Source organism: Xanthomonas sp. F4, assembly GCF_011761895.1.
In genome coordinates, this window is the sequence record NZ_JAASQX010000009.1 from 55373 (window position 1) to 74826 (window position 19454).

The 19454-nt window shown below is 67.9% G+C and carries 15 protein-coding genes and 1 rRNA gene; 6 read left to right on the plus strand and 10 right to left on the minus strand.

Going from position 1 to position 19454, the window contains the following annotated elements:
• Positions 1-2: 2 nt before the first annotated feature.
• The 5 genes from FHR66_RS20345 to FHR66_RS20360 are packed head-to-tail and all read right to left on the minus strand — an operon-like array spanning position 3 to position 3852.
• Positions 3-593: a cytochrome c oxidase assembly protein gene (locus FHR66_RS20345; protein ID WP_160968820.1), complete on the minus strand. Its 591-nt coding sequence runs from the start codon at positions 591-593 to the stop codon at positions 3-5.
• Positions 590-721, minus strand: a complete 132-nt coding sequence (locus FHR66_RS21220; protein ID WP_255347926.1) for a hypothetical protein — start codon at positions 719-721, stop codon at positions 590-592. The genes FHR66_RS20345 and FHR66_RS21220 overlap by 4 nt, the downstream gene beginning before the upstream one ends.
• Complete coding sequence (gene ctaD / locus FHR66_RS20350) at positions 721-2331, minus strand: cytochrome c oxidase subunit I (protein WP_160968822.1); 1611 nt, start codon at positions 2329-2331, stop codon at positions 721-723. The genes FHR66_RS21220 and ctaD overlap by 1 nt, the downstream gene beginning before the upstream one ends.
• A gap of 31 nt (positions 2332-2362) precedes the next feature.
• Positions 2363-3355 carry a cytochrome c oxidase subunit II gene (gene coxB / locus FHR66_RS20355; RefSeq protein WP_160968824.1) on the minus strand — a complete coding sequence of 331 codons (993 nt, stop codon included), beginning with the start codon at positions 3353-3355 and terminating at the stop codon, positions 2363-2365.
• A gap of 20 nt (positions 3356-3375) precedes the next feature.
• Complete coding sequence (locus FHR66_RS20360) at positions 3376-3852, minus strand: DUF2244 domain-containing protein (RefSeq protein ID WP_029561818.1); 477 nt, start codon at positions 3850-3852, stop codon at positions 3376-3378.
• Between the two features lie 262 nt (positions 3853-4114).
• Between FHR66_RS20360 and putA the strand changes: the two genes are divergently transcribed.
• On the plus strand, positions 4115-7309 hold the full coding sequence (putA, locus tag FHR66_RS20365) for a bifunctional proline dehydrogenase/L-glutamate gamma-semialdehyde dehydrogenase PutA (RefSeq protein WP_160968842.1): 3195 nt from the start codon (positions 4115-4117) through the stop codon (positions 7307-7309).
• Positions 7310-7450: 141 nt separating this feature from the next.
• On the opposite strand, the gene FHR66_RS20370 is transcribed toward putA, so the two are convergent.
• The gene (locus FHR66_RS20370) at positions 7451-8791 is read right to left on the minus strand and encodes an outer membrane protein transport protein (protein WP_160968826.1); all 1341 of its coding nucleotides are present in this window, start codon (positions 8789-8791) and stop codon (positions 7451-7453) included.
• 246 nt (positions 8792-9037) lie between these two features.
• Between FHR66_RS20370 and FHR66_RS20375 the strand changes: the two genes are divergently transcribed.
• The 3 genes from FHR66_RS20375 to FHR66_RS20385 are packed head-to-tail and all read left to right on the plus strand — an operon-like array spanning position 9038 to position 11077.
• A complete protein-coding gene (locus FHR66_RS20375; RefSeq protein WP_017908049.1) occupies positions 9038-9730 on the plus strand; it encodes a rhomboid family intramembrane serine protease in 693 nt (230 codons plus the stop codon).
• 35 nt (positions 9731-9765) lie between these two features.
• The gene (locus FHR66_RS20380) at positions 9766-10086 is read left to right on the plus strand and encodes a DUF1820 family protein (RefSeq protein ID WP_017908048.1); all 321 of its coding nucleotides are present in this window, start codon (positions 9766-9768) and stop codon (positions 10084-10086) included.
• Positions 10087-10090: 4 nt separating this feature from the next.
• Positions 10091-11077, plus strand: coding sequence for a D-2-hydroxyacid dehydrogenase family protein (locus tag FHR66_RS20385; RefSeq protein ID WP_160968828.1), 987 nt, complete (start codon positions 10091-10093; stop codon positions 11075-11077).
• Positions 11078-11129: 52 nt separating this feature from the next.
• Here the strand turns inward: FHR66_RS20385 and FHR66_RS20390 are convergent, their stop codons facing one another.
• Positions 11130-12614, minus strand: coding sequence for a S41 family peptidase (locus FHR66_RS20390; protein WP_160968830.1), 1485 nt, complete (start codon positions 12612-12614; stop codon positions 11130-11132).
• A gap of 104 nt (positions 12615-12718) precedes the next feature.
• On the minus strand, positions 12719-14005 hold the full coding sequence (locus FHR66_RS20395) for a peptidoglycan DD-metalloendopeptidase family protein (RefSeq protein ID WP_167088065.1): 1287 nt from the start codon (positions 14003-14005) through the stop codon (positions 12719-12721).
• A 127-nt stretch (positions 14006-14132) separates the two neighbouring features.
• Between FHR66_RS20395 and FHR66_RS20400 the strand changes: the two genes are divergently transcribed.
• Both FHR66_RS20400 and FHR66_RS20405 read left to right on the plus strand, forming a co-directional pair.
• Positions 14133-14795, plus strand: a complete 663-nt coding sequence (locus FHR66_RS20400; protein ID WP_160968832.1) for a hypothetical protein — start codon at positions 14133-14135, stop codon at positions 14793-14795.
• Positions 14796-14876: 81 nt separating this feature from the next.
• The gene (locus FHR66_RS20405) at positions 14877-16619 is read left to right on the plus strand and encodes a M28 family metallopeptidase (RefSeq protein WP_160968834.1); all 1743 of its coding nucleotides are present in this window, start codon (positions 14877-14879) and stop codon (positions 16617-16619) included.
• A gap of 720 nt (positions 16620-17339) precedes the next feature.
• Here FHR66_RS20405 and FHR66_RS20410 read toward each other — a convergent pair.
• Together FHR66_RS20410 and rrf are read right to left on the minus strand one after the other, a co-directional pair.
• Entirely contained in the window at positions 17340-18407 is a 1068-nt protein-coding gene (locus FHR66_RS20410) for an NAD(P)-dependent alcohol dehydrogenase (RefSeq protein ID WP_160968836.1), read from the minus strand.
• Between the two features lie 853 nt (positions 18408-19260).
• A 5S ribosomal RNA gene (rrf, locus tag FHR66_RS20415) occupies positions 19261-19375 on the minus strand.
• Positions 19376-19454 lie beyond the last annotated feature (79 nt).

Below are 19454 nucleotides of genomic sequence, written 5' to 3' on the forward strand. Positions count from 1 at the left end.
GGTCAGGGAGCCGCGCGCGCGGAACCGGCCAGTTTCGGCGATCCCAGTTCCGCGCTCAGCGCATCGTTCTTGTAGAAGGTGTAGGACAGGGTGATGGTGGAGATATCGCTGGGCAGGTTGGGGTCGACGATGAAGCGCACCGGCATGTCGCGCTTCTCGCCGGCCTGCAGGGTCTGCGCGGTGAAGCAGAAGCACTCGGTCTTGGTGAAGTAGCCCGAAGCGCGTGCCGGTGCCACCGACGGCACCGCGCTGCCGACGATGGCGTGCGCGCCGTCGTTGTGCGCGTAGTACAGCGCCTCGTTGAGTTCGCCCGGCACCACCTGCATGGTCAGCTGCTCCGGATGGAACGACCAAGGCAGCTTGGAGTTCACGCCGCCATCGAACTGCACCGTCACCGTGCGCTTGCCCGCCAGCGGCTTGCCGGCCTGCGGGCCCTCGCCGGGGCCGCGCTCCAGGCGCACGCCGAACACTTTCTCGCAAGCGATGCGGTACAGCGGCACCAGCGAGAAGGTCAGCACGAACACCGCCAGCGCAACGCCGACCAGCTTGAACAGCCCGGCACTGCTGTGCACCTGCGGCGCTGGCGCGTTCATCGGCCCAGCACCCCCGAGAGGATGAAGCCGACGTAGATCGCCAGCGCCACCACGCCGACCACCAGCGCGGTGCGCGCCGCACGCTTGCGGCGCAGGACCAGGTCGTCGAGCGGCGGTTGCGCGGTCATCAGTGGCTGATGTCGTCGTGGGCCAGGTCGCCGGGCTTGAGCACCGGCGGCAGGGTGAAGGTGTGCGCCGGCGCCGGCGACGGCACCGTCCACTCCAGGCCGCGCGCACCTTCCCAGGAGCGCGCTTCGGCGCGTGCGCCGCTGCGCAGCGACGCCAGCAGGATGCCGGCCATCAGGAACGGGGTGACGAACATGCCGAACGCACCGATCGAGCTGACCAGGTTCCAGTCGGCGAACACCACGTTGTAGTCGGGGATGCGCCGCGGCATGCCGGCCAGGCCGAGGAAGTGCTGCGGGAAGAACAGCAGGTTGACGAACACCATCGTCCACCAGAAGTGGAACTTGGCCCAGGCCTCGTTGTACATGCGCCCGGTCCACTTCGGCCACCAGTAGTACACCGCCGCGATCAGCGCGAACACCGCGCCGGTGACCAGCACGTAGTGGAAGTGCGCGACAACGAAGTAGGTGTCGTGATACTGGAAGTCGGCCGGCACGATCGCCAGCATCAGCCCGGAGAAACCGCCGATGGTGAACAGGATGACGAAGGCGATGGACCACAGCATTGGCGACTCGAAGGTCATCGAGCCCTGCCACATGGTGCTGACCCAGTTGAACACCTTCACCCCGGTGGGGATGGAGATCAGCATCGTGGCGAACATGAAGTAGATCTCGCCGCCCAACGGCATGCCCACGGTGAACATGTGGTGCGCCCAGACGATGAAGCTCAGGAACGCGATCGCCGCGATCGCATAGACCATCGCCTGGTAGCCGAACAGCGGCTTGCGGCTGAAGGTCGGGATGATTTCGCTGATCACGCCGAACGCCGGCAGGATCATGATGTAGACCTCGGGATGCCCGAAGAACCAGAAGATGTGCTGGTACATCACCGGGTCGCCGCCACCGGCGGCATTGAAGAACGAGGTACCGAAGAACTTGTCGGTGAGCAGCATGGTCACCGCGCCGGCCAGCACCGGCATCACTGCGATCAGCAGGAACGCGGTGATCAGCCAGGCCCAGCAGAAGATCGGCATCTTCAGCAGGTCGATGCCCGGCGCGCGCATGTTGAGCACGGTGGCGATGATGTTGATCGCGCCCATGATCGAGCTGATGCCGGCGACGTGGATGGCGAACACCGAGAAGGCCACGTTGTAGCCGCCCTGCAGCATCAGCGGCGGATACATGGTCCAGCCGCCGGCCGGTGCGCCGCCGGGCAGGAACAGGGTCAGCAGCAGCAGGGTGAAGGCCACCGGCAGCAGCCAGAACGACCAGTTGTTCATGCGCGGCAGCGCCATGTCCGGCGCGCCGATCTGCAGCGGGATCATCCAGTTGGCCAGGCCGACGAAGGCCGGCATCACCCCGCCGAAGATCATCACCAGCGCGTGCACGGTGGTCATCTGGTTGAAGAACTCGGGCTTGACGAACTGCAGGCCCGGCTGCGCCAGTTCGGCGCGGATCACCACGCTCATCGCCGCACCGATGACGAACATGGTGAAGCTGAAGAGCAGGTACAGCGTGCCGATGTCCTTGTGGTTGGTGGAGAACAACCAACGCTCGACGAAGCTCTGCTGATGCCCGTGCTCGTCGTGGTGATCGACTGCCGAATGGGCCATGGCGGCTACCTCAGAAAAGGAATGCTGGAGATCAGGCGGCTTGCACGGTCAGGTGCGAGTCGGAACGAGGACGCGACAGCCGCGCCTGCGGCGGTGCCGCCGGCGCCTGGGCATCTGCGGGCGCCGCAGCGGGTGCGGCGGTGGCCGGCGCGGCAGCCGGGGCCGCCGTCGGGGTGGCCGGCGCGGGCGCGGCGGCGGGCGCCGGCTTGCGCGATGCCAGCCACTTCTGGAAGTCCTGCTTGCTCACCGCCTCGACCACGATCGGCATGAAGCCGTGGTCCTTGCCGCATAGTTCGGCGCACTGGCCGCGGTACACCCCGGGGGTGTCGATGCTGGTCCAGGCCTCGTTGATGATTCCGGGGATGGCGTCCTGCTTCCAGCCCAGCGCCGGCACCCACCAGGCGTGGATGACGTCGTCGGCGGTGATGACGAAGCGCACCTTGGTGTTCACCGGCAGCACCAGCCGGTTGTCCACGTCCAGCAGATAGTGCGGGTCGTGTTCGACCGTCGGCACCGCACCGCTCTGCCGCAGACGGTCGGAACTACGCGCCAGGCGGCTGGTGAACGAGACGTTCTCGCCCAGGTATTCGTAGCGCCACATCCACTGGTAGCCGGTGACCTTCACCGTCATCTCGGCATCGCGGGTGTCGTACATCGCGATCAGCTTGGCCGTGGCCGGCCACGCCATCACGATCAGGATCAGCACCGGGATCACCGTCCACACGATCTCGGCCTTGGTGTTGTGGCTGAACTGCGCCGGCACCGCGCCCTTGGACTTGCGGAACTTGAAGATCGCATAGGCCATCGCGCCGAACACCAGCACGCCGATGACCACGCAGACCCACAACGCGACCATGTGCGCGTCGTAGGCGTTGCGCGCGCTCTGGGTGACGCCCCTGCCCATGTTGAGCTGCCACGGCTTGGGATCGGCCGATTGCGCCCACGCCAGCGGTGCGGCCATCGCCGCCGCCAACGCCATCCCGCCCCTGACCGCCTGTTGCACCCACCCGCCGCGTTGCTTCATTGCCTAGACCCCTTGGAGCGTCATCGGTTGCGGCCGGTCACGGCCGCGAGCAAGCCTTCCAGGGTCTGCGCCAGTTGCCGGCGTTCGTCGGGGCCGAGGAACTCGCCGACCCGGACCTGCTTGCCGCTGGATGCCAGCACCACCCTGTCGTCGCCTTCGATCCGCAACCGCACCCAATGCGGATGGGCGCGGAACGCTGGCGTTCCTGCATTCGGACGGGTCACTTCCACGCAGGCCGGACCCACCCGGATATCCTCTTCGCGCTCGCCGCCGCGCCACGACCAATGCAGCGCGAGCGCCACCACGATGCTGTGCAACAGAGCGAACGCAGGCGCGAACACATTGCCCGCGAGCCACCCCAGCCCAGCCACGGCCCACATCGCCCCGGCCAGTGCGAGGAACAACAGAACGAATTGCCGGGCGTTCAACGCCCGCGGCGGTCGCAGCCGCAGCTGCGTACCCGACCCCTCCGGAGAAAACGGAAACATTTCGATCATGTCGAACCGCGCTTCCGAACCGCTCACGCCCGAGCCGCGAGCACGCCTGGATGGTAGCCCCCGGCCTGCGCGGCGGCAAGCGCGCATTCACCACAAAAAATGCTGCAGCGCAACCAGATTCGCGTTCAGCCTGGGCGCCATCGACCCCGTCGCGACGATGCCGGCGACGCCCTGCGCGTGCAGGCACTGACATAAAATAGTGGGCTCTGTCCCTGGCCTTTCCCGCATGAACGCTCTGCCTGGCGCCGGCTCTGTTCCGGCGATGCCGTCCGCGTCTCCTTCGCCCTTGCTGTCCCCCGAACTCCCGCCCGCGCCGCAGGCCCTGCGTGCGGCGATCACCGCCGCCTGGCTCAAGGACGAAGCCGAACACGTACGCGAACTGCTCGAGCAGGCCCGCCTGCCCGCGGCCGACCAGGCCAAGGTGCAGGCGCTGGCCGCCGACCTGGTCACCCGCGTGCGCGCCCGCGCCCAGGACCAGGGTGCGATCGAGGCCTTCATGCGCCAGTACGACCTCGGCAGCGAGGAAGGCGTGCTGCTGATGTGCGTGGCCGAAGCGCTGCTGCGCATCCCCGACCAGGACACCGCCGACAAGCTGATCCGCGACAAGCTCGGCGATGCGGACTGGAAGAAGCACATGGGCGAGAGCGACTCGATCCTGGTCAATGCGTCGACCTGGGGCCTGATGCTCACCGGCAAGCTGGTGCAGATCAACGACCTCACCCGCGCCGACGTGTCCGGCGCGTTCAAGCGCCTGATCGGCCGCGTCGGCGAACCGGTGATCCGTCTGGCGGTGCGCCAGGCGATGAAGATCATGGGCCACCAGTTCGTGATGGGCCGCACCATCGGCGAGGCGCTGACCCGCTCGAAGAAGGGCGACAACGCCAACTACCGCTATTCGTTCGACATGCTCGGCGAAGGCGCGCTGACCATGAAGGACGCGCAGCGCTACCTCGATGCCTACCGCCAGGCGATCCACGCCATCGGCAGGCATTTCGCGGCGCAGCGCCAGCAGGGCGGCGGCAAGGACGCGGTGTTCGCCGCGCCCAGCATCTCAATCAAGCTCTCGGCGCTGTACCCGCGCTACGAGCACGCAAAGCGCGCACGGGTGATGGCCGAGCTGGTGCCCGGCGTGCTGGAACTGGCGCAACTGGCCAAGTCCTACGGCATCGGCTACACCGTCGATGCCGAAGAAGCCGACCGCCTGGAGCTGTCGCTGGACATCATCGAGGCCACCTTCGCCGATCCCTCGCTGGACGGTTGGGAGGGCTACGGCCTGGCGGTGCAGGCGTACCAGAAGCGCACCCCGTACACGATCGACTTCCTCGCCGACCTGGCACGCCGCGTCGGCCGTCGCATCCCGGTGCGCCTGGTCAAGGGCGCCTACTGGGACGCGGAGATCAAGCGCGCGCAGGTCGAGGGCCACCCGGGCTATCCGGTGTTCACCCGCAAGCAGAACACCGATGTGTCCTACCTGGCCTGCGCCAAGCGCCTGTTCGCGCACAGCGATGCGCTGTATCCGATGTTCGCCACCCACAACGCGCAGACCATCGCCGCGGTGCGCGCCATCGCCGGCGGCCGCGACTACGAGCACCAGAAGCTGCACGGCATGGGCGACGACCTCTACGCCGAGGTGATCCCCGCCGACCGCCTCGGCGTGCCCTGCCGCGTGTACGCGCCGGTGGGTTCGCACGAGGACCTGCTGCCCTACCTGGTGCGGCGCCTGCTGGAGAACGGCGCCAACTCCAGCTTCGTCAACCGCATCACCGACGAAGACGTGGCCATCGAAGACCTGATCCGCGATCCGGTCGAGGCCGTGTCCGCGTTCGCTTCCATCCCGCATCCGAAGATTCCGCTGCCGGTCGATCTGCTGCGCAGCCAGAACCACAACAGGAAGAACTCCATGGGCGCCAACCTCGCCAACGACAACGATCTGCGCGCGCTGGCCGACCAGCTCAACACTGCGCTCAAGCCCTGGCAGGCCGCGCCGCTGGTGCCCGGCGCGGTGATCGCCGCCGACGCCTTGCCGGTCGCCAACCCGGCCGATCATCGCCAGGTCGTCGGCCACTGGAAGCCGGCCGATGCCGCCACCGTGGAGAAGGCGCTGAGCAATGCCGCGGCCGCCTACCCGGCCTGGAACCGCACGCCGGCCGCCAGCCGCGCCACCATCCTCGAACACGCCGCCGACCTGCTGGAAGCGCGCATGCCCGAGTTCATGGCGCTGTGCGTCAAGGAAGCCGGCAAGACCCTGCCCGACGGCGTCGCCGAAGTGCGCGAGGCGGTGGACTTCCTGCGCTACTACGCCGGCCAGGCGCGCGCGCAGTTCGGCGCGCCCGAGCGCCTGCCCGGGCCCACCGGCGAGTCCAACGAACTGCAGCTGCACGGCCGCGGCGTGTTCGTGTGCATCAGCCCGTGGAATTTCCCGCTCGCCATCTTCCTCGGCCAGGTCGCCGCGGCGCTGGCCGCCGGCAACAGCGTCATCGCCAAGCCGGCCGAGCAGACCAACCTGGTCGGCCATGCCGCAGTGAAGCTGCTGCACGAAGCCGGCGTGCCGGAGGCGGTGGTGCAGTTCCTGCCGGGCGACGGCGCCATCGTCGGTGCCGCGCTGACCCGCGATCCGCGCGTGTCCGGCGTCGCCTTCACCGGCTCCACCGACACCGCCCGCGCCATCAACCGCGCGCTGGCCGCGCGCGATGCCGCCATCGGCGTGCTGATCGCCGAGACCGGCGGCCAGAACGCCTTCATCGCCGACTCCTCGTCGCTGCCGGAAGCGGTGGTCAAGGACGCGATCTCCAGCGCCTTCATCTCCGCCGGCCAGCGCTGCTCGGCCGCGCGCGTGCTGTTCGTGCAGGACGACATCGCCGACAAGGTGATGACCATGCTGGGCGGCGCCATGGCCGAACTGAAGGTCGGCGACCCCGGCCTGCTGTCCACCGACGTCGGCCCGGTGATCGACGCCGATGCGCTGCAGATCCTCACCGATCACGCCGCGCGCATGGACCGCGAGGCACGCCCGATCGCCGTGGCCGCCACAGACGAGGCCACCGCGCACGGCAGCTTCTTCGCCCCGCGTGCCTACGAACTGCAGTCGCTGGCGCAGTTGCAGCGCGAGATCTTCGGGCCGGTGCTGCACGTGATCCGCTGGAAGGCCGACCAGCTCGACGCGGTGATCGACCAGATCAACGCCACCGGCTACGGCCTGACCCTGGGCGTGCATTCGCGCATCGACGAGACCATCGAGCGCATCGCCTCGCGCGTGGCGGTGGGCAACGTCTACGTCAACCGCAACCAGATCGGCGCGGTGGTCGGCGTGCAGCCCTTCGGCGGCCAGGGCCTGTCCGGCACTGGCCCCAAGGCCGGCGGCCCGCACTACCTGCTGCGCTTCGCCACCGAGAAGGTGGTGACGGTGAACACCACCGCGGCCGGCGGCAACGCCTCGTTGCTGACGCTGGGCGACTGAGTCGCCCAGCCCTCGGCGCAGCGTTCCGCCCGGAACCTGCGCCGAGCGCAGCCTGCCGCCGCGCGCATCGCACGCCGTGGACAGGCATAAAAAAAGCCCCGCCGAAGCGGGGCTTTTTCGTGCACTGCGAAGCGTCTGCGATCAGAACTTGTAGTTGACCGAGGCCGCCAGCACGTTGCCGCTCACGTCGTAGTCGCCGACCAGGGTGTTGCCGGTGGCGCTGGTGGTGGCGATGCTCGGGTCGCTGGTGAACAGGTGCGTGTAGCCGAAGCTGTACTCGGCCTGCGCGGACGGCTTCCAGGTCAGACCCAGCGAGACCCACTTGCGGCTCGCGTCCGGCACGCGCACGTCGCGGTGCTGGTCGGTGGTCGGGGTCTGGTCGTAGGCCACACCGCCACGCAGGGTCAGCGTGTCGCTCATGCGGTAGTCGGCACCCAGCGAGACGAAGGTGGTGTCGCGGTACGAGAAGTCCAGCACGCTATCGGGCTGGTTGGAGGCGAAGTCGACGGTGACCTTGTCGAACTTGCTCCAGGCGGTGCGGGTGACGTCGGCCATCACCGTCCACTGCTCGTTGATGTCGTGGGTGAAGCTGGCGGTGGCGCTGGCCGGCAGCTTGACCGTGGCACGGCCCTTGGTGTCGACGAAGGTACCCGGCGCGGCGAAGGCCAGCACGGTGGCGGCATTGCCCGGCACGGTGAAGTTGGCATCGCCATCGGTGATCTTGTGCTCGACCTGCGAGCGGTAGCTGAAGCCGATGTGGGTGTGCTCGTCGACGCTGAACAGGCCGCCCAGGGTGAAGCCGACCTCGGTGTTGTCGCCCTTGATGCGCGAGAAACCATCGGCGCTGCCCGGCGCGAAGCCCGGCACGCGGCGCGCGGCCAACAGGGTGCCGAAGTCGATGGCATTGCTCAGGTCGATGTCCAGGCGCTCGGCGAACACGGACGCGCCGAACGACACGTACGGGTTGACGTCGTAGGAGAAGGCGAAGTTCAGGTCGATCGCCTGCAGCTCGGTCTTCACGCCGTTGTAGCGGCCGACCCAGTCGCGGTCGTATTCGGTCTTGAAGCCGAACGGCACGGTCAGCGAGGTGCCGAAGTGCATGTTGTTGTTTTCGCCGAACGGCATGTGGAAGTACACGGCCGGAACCGGCGCGATCATGCCGGCGTCGCCGCCGCGGCCGCCGGAGATCGGCGCGCCGTTGGCATAGGTGCCGCCGTCGCCCTGGTACTTGGCCGAGAACTGGATGGCGCTGACGTCGGCCTGGAACACCTTGCCGTCGAGCTGGCGCATGCCGGCCGGGTTCACGGCGATGATCGAGGCATCGCCCGGGGCGCTGCCGGAGCCGGCAAAGGCGCGGCCCAGACCCTTGGCGCTGTTCTCCTTGAGCTGGAACGCGGCGCCGTGCGCCTGGCCCATGGCCAGCGCGCCGACGATGCCGACGGCCAGAGCGGTGAAACGGACGAACTGGGTTGCGTTTTGCATGGCTAGTTTTTCTCCGGAAGACGAATTGTCTGTGTTCGCGCCTGCGCAGGCCCGGGCCGAGCAGGCCCAGGAATGCGCGCCGGAGTCCCCTCCCGACATACGACGCCGTATGCGAGTATACCCCGCACCGTTAACTAAACAATAACGACATGATGCGTTCAGCTTCGTGTGGAGTGGGCGTGCGTTCAGCCGGATGAAGCCGTTATCGTGGCGTCCCTGGCGGTTTCCGGTCCCTCTTTCTCTCGCATGTTCGTCTCCATCCCTTCCCGCGAACGCACCACGCTGCGCTGGGCCACCCCGCTGCTGTTCGCGGCGATGTGGCTGGCGTTCCTGTGGTCGATCAGCCGCCCCGACGAGGCGCGCGCGACCCTGTGGCTGGACTGGGGGGCGCTCTCGGCCGGGGTCGGCAGCCCGCGCGACTGGCTGGCGACGGTGCAGGACGGCAGCGTGCTGCGCCTGTTCACCGCGCTGTTCCTGCACGCCGATTGGTCGCACCTGCTCGGCAACCTGGTGTTCCTGCTGATTTTCGGTCTGCCCGCCGAGCGCGTGCTGGGGCCGTGGCGGTTCCTGCTGCTGTTCCTGGGCGGCGGGGCGATCTCCAACCTGGCCGCGGTGTTCGCGGTTGGTACCCCGGACCGGGTCATCATCGGCGCCAGCGGCGCGGTCTCGGCGCTGATCGGCACGTATCTAGCGCTGTTCCCGCGGGCCAAGCTCGGCGTGGTGCTACCGCTGGGGCTGTTCCTGGAATTCGTGCGCGCCCCGGCCTCACTGCTGATCGGCACCTGGGCGGCGCTGCAGGTGGTATTCGCCTACATCGGCCCGGCGTTCGGCATGGTGGCGTGGTCGGCGCACTTGGCCGGCTTCGCCTTCGGCATGGTCTACGGGCTGTACGTGCGCGCGGCGATCGCGCGACGGCTGCGCAAGCGCAAGGGCTTCTGAGCCGCGTGTGGCGACGGCCGCCTTATACTGCGCGCATGTTCAAGCACCTGTACAAAGTGACCTTCCTCAACCACGGCAAGGTCTACGAGCTGTACTGCCAGCACGTCGGCAGCAGCCACCTGTGGGGCTTCACCGAGATCGGCACGCTGGTGTTCGACGTGCACGACGGGCTGGTGATCGATCCCACCGAGGAGCGCCTGCGCGAGGAGTTCGGCGACACCAAGACGCTGCACCTGCCGATGCAGAGCATCGTGCGCATCGAGGAAGTGGAGAAGAAGGGCCAATCGACGATCCGCGATGCGGCCACCGGCGAGAAGGTGGTCACGCCGTTCCCGATGCCCGGCAAGCCCCGCTGAGTCGATGCGCATCCTGATCGCCGACGACTATCAGGATGCGGTGCGCCACCTGCCCTGCTTCGCGCGGCTGCACGCGCACAGCGTGCAGGTGCTGACCGCGCTGGCGCCCGACCGGCAGACCCTGGTCCGCCACGCCGCCGAGGCCGAGGCGCTGGTGCTGATCCGCGAGCGCACCCGCATCGATGCCGCGCTGCTGGCGCAGTTGCCGAAGCTGCGCCTGATCAGCCAGACCGGACGGATCGGCGAACACATCGACCTGGCCGCCTGCACCGCGCGCGGCGTGGCCGTGGCCGAAGGCATCGGCTCGCCGGTGGCGCCGGCGGAACTGACCTGGGCGCTGCTGATGGCGGCCAGCCGACGCTTGCCGACCTACCGCGATGCACTGCTGGCCGGGCACTGGCAGGCCACCGGCGATGCGCAGTTGGGTCGCAGCCTGGACGGCCTGACCCTGGGCATCTGGAGCTACGGCAAGATCGGTCGACGCGTCGCCGCCTACGGCCGTGCCTTCGGCATGCGCGTGCAGGTGTGGGGCGGCGAGGACAGTTGTGCGCAGGCGCGCGCCGACGGCTTCGCGGTCGCCGCCAGCCGCGAGGCGCTGTTCGCCGAGAGCGACGTGCTGACGCTGCATCGCCGCCTGGCCGCGGCCACCCGCCACGAGATCGGACTGGACGACCTGCTGCGGATGAAACCCGATGCGCTACTGGTCAACACCAGCCGCGCCGAACTGCTCGCCCCCGGCGCGCTGCTGGCCGCGCTGGACGCCGGCCGTCCCGGGCAGGCGGCACTGGACGTGTTCGAGCAGGAGCCGGTGCTGGATCCGCAGCATCCGCTGCTGCGGCATCCGCGGGTGCTGGCGACGCCGCACCTGGGTTACGTCGAACAGAGCAGCTACGACCTGTATTTCGGCGCGGCCTTCGACAACGTGCTGGCCTTCGCCGCCGGCACGCCGCAACGCCTGGCCAATCCCGACGTCCTCAGCGCCGCCGACTGAGCCGCTGGCCGCCAACGCCCCGCGCGATGGCGGTGGGGCGGCCGCGGCCGGCTCAGGGGCTGGAGGCCGGCGCAGGCTCGGTCTTGTCGGACTCGGTCTTTGCAGGTTCGGACTTGGCCGGTTCCGCCGCCGGCGGCTTCGCCGGGGCTGCCTTCGGCGCCGCGCCCGCCGGCTTGTGCGCCGGCTTGGCCTTGCCCTTGCCGGCCGGTGCCGCCGCAGCCGCCCGCGCCACGGCGCCGGGCTGCTTCAGTTCGGCCAGCGCCTGCGCGATCGGACCATCGCCCGGCAGCACATCACCGGCGCGGTAGCCTTCTTCGCCCTCGTCGTCGCCATGCAGGTGGCCCGGCAGGGTCGCTTCGCTGTAGTCGGCGATCGCCGCCGGCTTGTCGGCATCCTCCGCGCTGGCCTCCGGGCGCAGCACCACGTCGGGCACGATGCCGCTGGCCTGGATCGACTTGCCGCTGGGGGTGTAGTACCGCGCCGTGGTCAGCTTGACCGAGTCGCCGTTGTCCAGCGGCAGCACGGTCTGCACCGAGCCCTTGCCGAAGGTGCGGCTGCCGATGATGCGCGCGCGCTTGTTGTCGCGCAGCGCGCCGGCCAGCACTTCCGAGGCGCTGGCCGAACCGGCATCCACCAGCACCACCATCGGCGCACCGTTGAGCAGGTCGCCTGGAGTGGCGTCGAACTTGGAATCGCTGACCGAGATACGCCCGCGGGTACTGACGATGGTGCCCTTGTCGAGCACGTCGTCGGCCACCTGCACCGCCGCGGTCAGCAGGCCGCCCGGGTTGCTGCGCAGGTCCAGCACCAGCCCGCGCAGCTTGCCGCCGGCCTGCGCCTGCAACTGCTGCAGTTGCTTGTGGAAATCGGCGCCGGTGTCGGCCTGGAAGGTGCTGATGCGGATGTAGCCGTAGCCGGGTTCGAGCATGCGGCTGCGCACGCTGGCCACGCGGATGGTCTGCCGGGTCAGGGTCACGTCGAACGGCTTGGCCACCTTGTCGCGGGCGATGGTCAGCACGACCTTGCTGCCCGACTCGCCGCGCAGCGGCTCCATCGCCTTGACCGCGCTGATCGGCTTGCCGTCGATGGCGATGATGATGTCGCCCGAACGCAGGCCGGCGCGCGCGGCGGGCGTGTCGTCGATCGGCGACACCACCTTGAGCGTGTTGTCCGGCAGCTGCAGCAGCTCCACGCCGATGCCGTCGTAGGCACCGCTGGTCTGCTCGTCGAACGCTTCGGCGTCTTCCTTGCTGAAATAGGTGCTGTGCGGATCCAGGTCCAGCAGCAGGCCACGGATCGCGGACTGCATCAGCTTCTTGTCGTCGACCGGATCGACGTAGGCTTCCTTCACCGCGTTGTAGACCGCGACGTAGCGGCGGATCTCGTCCAGCGGCACCTTGGCACTGGCCGATTCGGTGGAATCGGGATCGTCGGCGCTGGCCGCCGGGGCCGTGGGCGTCTGCGCCTCGGCGCGTTGCGCCATCGACGGCAGCGGCGCCAGAGCGAGCAACAGGGCTGCGGACAGGACTACGCGCATGAAGCACTCCGATTGGGGAAGGCCCGCACCGTGCACGGCGCGATTGCTCGGATTATGCGCGAAGCCGAGCTAAATTCGCGTTGAACGCGCGCAGCCGGCGCCGCTCAGCGGCGCTGCAGCCACGACGACGGATCCACCGGCTGGCCATTGCGGCGCAATTCGAAGTACAGCGCCGGGCGGCCCTGGCCGCCGGAATTGCCGACCTTGGCCACCGCATCGCCGCGCTTGACCTTGGCGCCGGCGTCGCGCAACAAGGTGTCGTTGTGCGCGTACAGGCTCATGTAGCCGTTGCCGTGGTCCACGATCAGGATCATGCCGTAGCCGGTCATCCAGTCGGAGAACACCACCGTGCCATCGGCGACGGCGGTGACGGTGCTGCCGGCGGGCGCGGCGATCAACACGCCGCTGCTGGTGCGCCCATCGGGCAGCCTGCCGCCGTAGCGCGCGATCAGATCGCCCGACAGCGGCCAGCCCAGGCCGCCGACCTTCAGCGGCGGCGCCGAGGCGACCACCTTGGGCGGCACCTTGCCGCCGCCACGCCCGGACTTCGCCGCGGCCTTGGCCTGCGCCGCCTGTTCGGCCGCTTCGCGCTTGGCCGCGGCACGACGCTCGGCTTCGGCACGGGCCGCGGCGGCGCGCAGATTGGCGAGCAGGGTTTCCAGTGCCTTGGCATCCTGGCCCAGCGCCTTCTCGCGTTCGCTGCGGTCCTGGTAGCGCTGGTCCAGTTCCGAGACCACGCTGGCGCGTTGCTTGCGGTCGCGCTGCAGCGCCTGGGCCTGTTCCTGCTGGCGGCGCTGGGCCTCGCTCAGTTGCTGCTTCTGTTCGACGACCTCGCGCTGCACCTGCTCCAGCGCCTGCAACTCGTGGGTCAGCGTGGCGATGCGCTGCGCGCGCTCGCGCTGCAGATAGCGGTGATAGGCCAGCAGGCGGTTGGCGTCGGCCACGCGGTCCTGCGCCAGCAGCAGCTTCAGCGGCGCATTGCCGCCGATGGCATAGGCCGCACGCAGCAGTTGCGCCAGTTCGGCGCGCTGGCGGGTCAAGCCGCTGCGCAGGCCATCGCGCTTGCGCTCGAGTTCGGCCAGCGTCTGCTGGTGCCGCTGCAGCGCCTGTTGCGTCTGCGCCAGGCTGCGGCCGGTGGCGGCGACCTTTTCGTCGGCATCGCGCAACTGGCGTGCGGCATCGCCGCGCTTGCCTTCCAGTTGCCGCCGTTCCTCGGCCACGCTCTTCAGCTCGCCGCGCACTTTCTCCAGGCGCTTCTCGGCCTCGCGCGGGTTCTGCGCCACGGCCAATCCTGCGGTCAGCAAGCACACCGCCGCCAGCAGGCTGCGCAACAGCCCGCGCCAGCGCCCGGGCGCACGCCGCTCGACCGCGCGGGGCGCGGCGGAACGCAACGGGACAGGAGCGGCTACGGGCAAGAGGGGGTCCAGTGACTTCAGGCAGGTGTGGATTGTAGCGAAGCGTGTTGTGATCGCCCCACGATTGATTGCTGCCGCAGCGCCGGCGCCCGGGAGGTGAGGGATGAAACGCATGCATCTGGCGGTTGTGCTGACACTGGCCCTGGCGGCCGGCCCGGCGTTCGCGGACGAAGGCATCAGCAAGGTCAACGGCAGCATCACCGCCGACGCTGGCAAGCAGTACGGCGACCTGGAAACCGTGAACGGCAGCATTACCGTGCAGTCGGGCGCCCAGGTGGGCAGCGTGGAAACGGTCAACGGCAGCGTCAAGGTCGCCGACGGCGCGCAGACCAAGGGTCTGTCCACGGTCAACGGCGGCATCACCCTCGCCGAGCGCGCGCAGGTCGCCGGTTCCATCGAAACCGTCAACGGCGGCATCTTCGTCGACCGCGGCGGCCGCGTCAGCGGCGGCATCGAGAGCGTCAACGGCAGCATCGGCCTGGTCGCCACGCAACTGGACCACGGCATCGAAACGGTGAACGGCGACATCACCGTCGGCCACGACTCGCATGTCGGCGGCGGCATCTCGATCAACAAGCCCAGCTTCAGCATGTCGTTCAAGCCCACGCGCAAGCCGCGGGTCATCGTCGGCCCGCGTGCGGTGATCGACGGCCCGCTGCGCTTCGAGCGCGAAGTCACCCTATACGTGCACCGCAGCGCCAAGACCGGCCCGATCACTGGCGCCACCGCGCTGCCCTTCGACGGCGACACCGCGCCGAACAACTGAGCCGTGCCGCGTCGCCGCGCCCGTCCGGGCGCATGCGGCTTGCCTATAGAATCCAGGGTTCCCTCGCCAACAGGAGCCCTCATGACCCGCAAGCTCATGCTGTGCCTGGCCGCGGCGGCGGCGCTGACCGCGTGCAAACGCGAAGCGCCTGCCCCGGCCGCCGACGCCGCGCCGCAAGCCGCTGCGCCCGCCCCCGCTCCGGCGCCCGCGCATGCGTTTTCCACCGGGATCGCGCCGGCGGACTTCGCCGAACTGGTCAAGACGCTGTCCTCCGACGCCTTCGAAGGCCGCGGTCCCGGCACAGCTGGCGAAGACAAGACGGTCGCCTACATCCGCGACCAGATGCAACGCATCGGTCTGCAACCGGGCAACGGCGACAGTTGGTTCCAGGACGTGGCGATGACCGAGACCACGGCGGCACCCAGCACCACGCTCACCATTGCCCACGACGGCGCAGCGCGGCAGCTCGCCTTCGGCACCGACATGGTGGTGGGCACACGCACCGGCCAGCCCGAGGTCAAGCTCGATGGCAGCGACATGGTCTTCGTCGGCTACGGCGTGGACGCGCCGGAGCAGAAGTGGAACGACTACGCCGGCCAGGACTGGAAGGGCAAGACCGTGGTGATGTTCGTCAACGACCCCGGCTTCCACACCGGCGAAGGCAGCCTGTTCGAAGGCAAGCGCATGACCTACTACGGGCGCTGGACCTACAAGTTCGAGGAAGCCGCACGCAAGGGCGCCGCTGCCGCGTTGATCGTGCACGACACGCCCGGCGCCAGCTACGGCTGGGACGTGGTCAAGAATTCCTGGTCCGGCGCACAGTACGACCTGCCGGCGAAGGACGATCCGGAGCCGCGCATCCCGGTGCAAGGCTGGATCACCGCCGACGCCGCCAAGAAGCTGTTCGCCGACGCCGGCCTGGATCTGGCGCAGGCGTACAAAGACGCCAGCAAGCGCGGCTTCAAGCCGATTCCGCTGAAGGCCAAACTCTCGGTGGACCTGAAGAGCACGATTGCCGAGAAGACCTCGCGCAACGTGGTCGGCGTGCTGCCCGGCGGCAGCCGCGCCGACGAAGCGGTGCTGTACATGGCGCACTGGGATCACCTGGGCAAGCACGATGGCGAACCGGGCGACAACATCTACAACGGCGCGGTCGACAACGCCACCGGCGTGGCCGGCATCCTGGAAATTGCCGAGGCGTTCGCGCACCAGCAACCCAAGCCCGAACGCTCGGTGGTGTTCCTGGCGGTGACGCTGGAGGAGTCGGGGCTGCTCGGTTCCAAGTATTACGTGGCGCATCCGACATTCCCATTGAACAAGATCGCCGGCGTCATCAACCTGGATGCGATGCCGGTGGCCGGGCGTGCCAAGGACCTGGTGGTCAACGGGTTCGGCAGTTCCCAACTGGAAGACCTGCTCAAGCCCATCGCTGCCGCACAAGGCCGCGTGCTGCATGCCGAAGACGCGCCGCAGAGCGGGTTCTACTTCCGTTCCGATCACTTCAACTTCGCCAAGGCCGGCGTGCCGGCGCTGTACATCGACGGCGGTGAGGACCTGATCGACGGTGGCATCGAGGCCGGACGCCGTGCCGCGGCGGAATACGCCAAGCGCTACCACTCGCCGGCCGACGAGTACGACCCGGCAACCTGGAAACTCGACGGCGTGATGGACGACCTGCAGGCGGTGTATGGCGTCGGCAAGGAACTGGCGGCCGGCGACAGCTGGCCGAACTGGTACCCGGACAACCCGTTCAAGGCCGCGCGCGACAAGATGATGGGCAGGCCGACGTCGCTGCCGGCAACGGCGCCTGCCAACGCCAAGTAGTCGGCTGCACATCTTTCGCTTCCATGGCAGCGGCGCTTCGGCGCCGTTGTCGTGTGTGCAGGCCATCAGGCGTGCGGCGTATGGGACACGACGACATTGCATTTCGATTGTCGCTGTCCGGCTGCGATCAAAATCACTCCGACAGCGCGCTACGGTGTGCGCCGTTGCAGGAACGACTGCGTGGCGCCTTGAGCAGCAATACGAGACACAACCGTAGGAGCGGCTTCAGCCGCGACGGGCTTAGCCGGTCACTCCCGTCGCGGCTGAAGCCGCTCCTACAACGGCGGATAGCGCACCGGTCGCTTGGATGTCCGCGGCCCCATCGATGTGCAACGCGAAATCGTAGGCTGTCGGTCTGTCGGTGTGTCTGTCGGTAGCGTAGCGATTCTGATTGGCGTTCTTTGCGGTTTTCTTCGACCGCGACAACCCGCATTCGCGGCCGACACGGAGCATCGCCCCCTAAAGCGCATGGCCCTCTCTGCGTCCATGCACCGCTCTGCGTATCGGCCGCCTCAATCATGCGGCGCCCTGTGACTGCGTCCCTAGGATGCCGAGATCTGTCGCCTGGCGGCGACGGTTCCATTGCCCTTGCGGCACACCACGATCTCAGCGGCACGCTCCCAATAAAAAAGCCCGGGCATGCTATTGCCCGGGCTTCCATGGCCGCGCCATGACACGTGATGTGCCCGCGGTAGCCGACCGCTACCGCGGACAACCGCCTCAGGCCGCTTGCTTGGCCTGCCCCAGGCTGGCCATGTCGATGACGAAGCGGTACTTCACGTCGCCCTTGAGCATGCGCTCGTAGGCCTCGTTGATCTGCGCCATCTCGATCGTCTCGATGTCGGACACGATGTTGTGCTTGGCGCAGAAGTCCAGCATCTCCTGCGTCTCGCGGATGCCGCCGATCAGCGAACCGGCCAACTGGCGCCGCTTCAGGATCAGATTGAACACCGCCGGCGACGGATGCGGCTCGGCCGGCGCGCCGACCAGGGTCATGGTGCCGTCGCGCTTGAGCAGGGTCAGGAACGCATCCAGATCGTGCGGCGCCGCGACGGTGTTGAGGATGAAATCGAAGCTGTTGGCGTGCGCCGCCATCTCGTCGGGATTCTTCGACACCACCACCTCGTTGGCGCCCAGGCGCAACGCATCCTCGCGCTTGCCGGCCGACGTGGTGAACAGCACCACGTGCGCGCCCATGGCGTGGGCGATCTTCACGCCCATGTGTCCGAGGCCGCCCAGGCCGACGATGCCGACCTTCTTGCCCGGGCCGACTTTCCAATGGTTCAGCGGCGAATAGGTGGTGATGCCGGCGCACAGCAACGGCGCCACCGCGGCGAGTTGCTTGGCATCATGGCGGATGTGCAACGCGTACTTCTCGTCGACCACGATGTGATCGGAGTAGCCGCCATAGGTGTTCTCGCCGCCGAACATCGGACCGTTGTAGGTACCGACAAAACCGTTCTCGCAGTACTGCTCCTCGCCATCGGCGCAGGAGGCGCAATGCCGGCAGCTGTCGACCATGCAACCGACGCCGGCCAGATCGCCGACCTTGAAGGCGCCGACCTGGTCGCCCACCGCGGTGACGCGACCGACGATTTCATGGCCCGGCACCGACGGGTACTGGGTGTTGTGCCACTCGTTACGCGCGGTGTGCAGATCGGAGTGGCAGACGCCACAGTAGAGGATCTCGATGCTGACATCGTGCGCGCCGAGTGCGCGGCGTTCGAAGGTGAAGGGGGTCAGCGGCTGATCGGATGCCTTGGCGGCGTATCCATTGGCTTGGCTCATGGGGAAGGCCTCGTGGTGGGTGAAAGGGGCCGAAGGGCGATGCGCGAGGCGGGCAGAAGATGCTGCGCACGCGTTCGCCGGAATCGTAAAAAGTCTAAGCGCCATGGCATGAAAGGCACGCATCGTCATATGGAACGGTGCGATGCGCGAGTTCAAAACCCGCTTTAGACGCCCTCAGTTGTGGACTGGCGCACGTACTCAGCTGAACGTAGATGCACTTCACTGATGACGTGCAGACGGCGGGACTTCATCGGCAAAGCGGACCCTGCGGATGAAGCGGCGATCAATGAGAAGCGCGACAGAAGGCAGGGTGTGAGTGCAACGCACCCGAGCGCAGTTCCAGTCGCAAGCGCTCCGGAAATTGCGCGTTTTGCTGCCTTGGTGCACCGCTGATTCTTCCCATGGTCACCAGTCGATCGCTATAACGCGGTCCATCCGCACGCTGTAATTGGTTAGCGCGGCCGCATGCCAGAGGCCGCCTGACGTAATGGCCTGGAGCTGCTTAACAGCTGGATCGCGGGGAGCCTGAGGCCGCTGCAAGGCCGCGCCTTCGGCTCGCAGCATCGTGCGCGGTGCCCGGCGTGACGCGGGTGCGAGGTATGCGCAGATTTGGAGTGCATGTGCTCTGCAGTCGCGATCCACGCCGTCTCGCAGCGCCTCGTCCACATGCACATGCACATGCACACAGTGCGGCACGGCCAGCGAAGAAGATCTGCTGCCGTGTTGAGCGGCGTTTGGCTCGCTGCAGAGAGAGCCCTGTAGAGCCGTTGGCCGCGCGGCGCTCGCGTGCGAGGGATTTTTCTCACGCAATAAAAAATCCCCGTCCTTTTGGGACGGGGATTTGGGGTAAAGCCCCTGGCGATGACCTACTCTCGCATGGCTTGAGCCACACTACCATCGGCGCAGCTGCGTTTCACTTCCGAGTTCGGGATGGGATCGGGTGGTTCCACAGCGCTAATTTCACCAGGGAGACGGTTGGAGTGTCGCCACGTGCACGGTACTCGGTTGTTGGACCGAGGACGGCATGGGCGCCAGCCTCTCATAGGG

Coding starts and splice junctions, on each gene's coding strand:
- FHR66_RS20390 (WP_160968830.1), bottom strand. CDS start 12,614: ATGCGCGTAGTCCTGTCCGCAGCCCTGTTGCTCGCTCTGGCGCCGCTG.
- FHR66_RS20410 (WP_160968836.1), bottom strand. CDS start 18,407: ATGAGCCAAGCCAATGGATACGCCGCCAAGGCATCCGATCAGCCGCTG.
- FHR66_RS20405 (WP_160968834.1), top strand. CDS start 14,877: ATGACCCGCAAGCTCATGCTGTGCCTGGCCGCGGCGGCGGCGCTGACC.
- FHR66_RS20385 (WP_160968828.1), top strand. CDS start 10,091: ATGCGCATCCTGATCGCCGACGACTATCAGGATGCGGTGCGCCACCTG.
- putA (WP_160968842.1), top strand. CDS start 4,115: ATGCCGTCCGCGTCTCCTTCGCCCTTGCTGTCCCCCGAACTCCCGCCC.
- FHR66_RS21220 (WP_255347926.1), bottom strand. CDS start 721: ATGACCGCGCAACCGCCGCTCGACGACCTGGTCCTGCGCCGCAAGCGT.
- FHR66_RS20400 (WP_160968832.1), top strand. CDS start 14,133: ATGAAACGCATGCATCTGGCGGTTGTGCTGACACTGGCCCTGGCGGCC.
- FHR66_RS20360 (WP_029561818.1), bottom strand. CDS start 3,852: ATGATCGAAATGTTTCCGTTTTCTCCGGAGGGGTCGGGTACGCAGCTG.
- coxB (WP_160968824.1), bottom strand. CDS start 3,355: ATGAAGCAACGCGGCGGGTGGGTGCAACAGGCGGTCAGGGGCGGGATG.
- FHR66_RS20370 (WP_160968826.1), bottom strand. CDS start 8,791: ATGCAAAACGCAACCCAGTTCGTCCGTTTCACCGCTCTGGCCGTCGGC.
- FHR66_RS20375 (WP_017908049.1), top strand. CDS start 9,038: ATGTTCGTCTCCATCCCTTCCCGCGAACGCACCACGCTGCGCTGGGCC.
- ctaD (WP_160968822.1), bottom strand. CDS start 2,331: ATGGCCCATTCGGCAGTCGATCACCACGACGAGCACGGGCATCAGCAG.
- FHR66_RS20345 (WP_160968820.1), bottom strand. CDS start 593: ATGAACGCGCCAGCGCCGCAGGTGCACAGCAGTGCCGGGCTGTTCAAG.
- FHR66_RS20380 (WP_017908048.1), top strand. CDS start 9,766: ATGTTCAAGCACCTGTACAAAGTGACCTTCCTCAACCACGGCAAGGTC.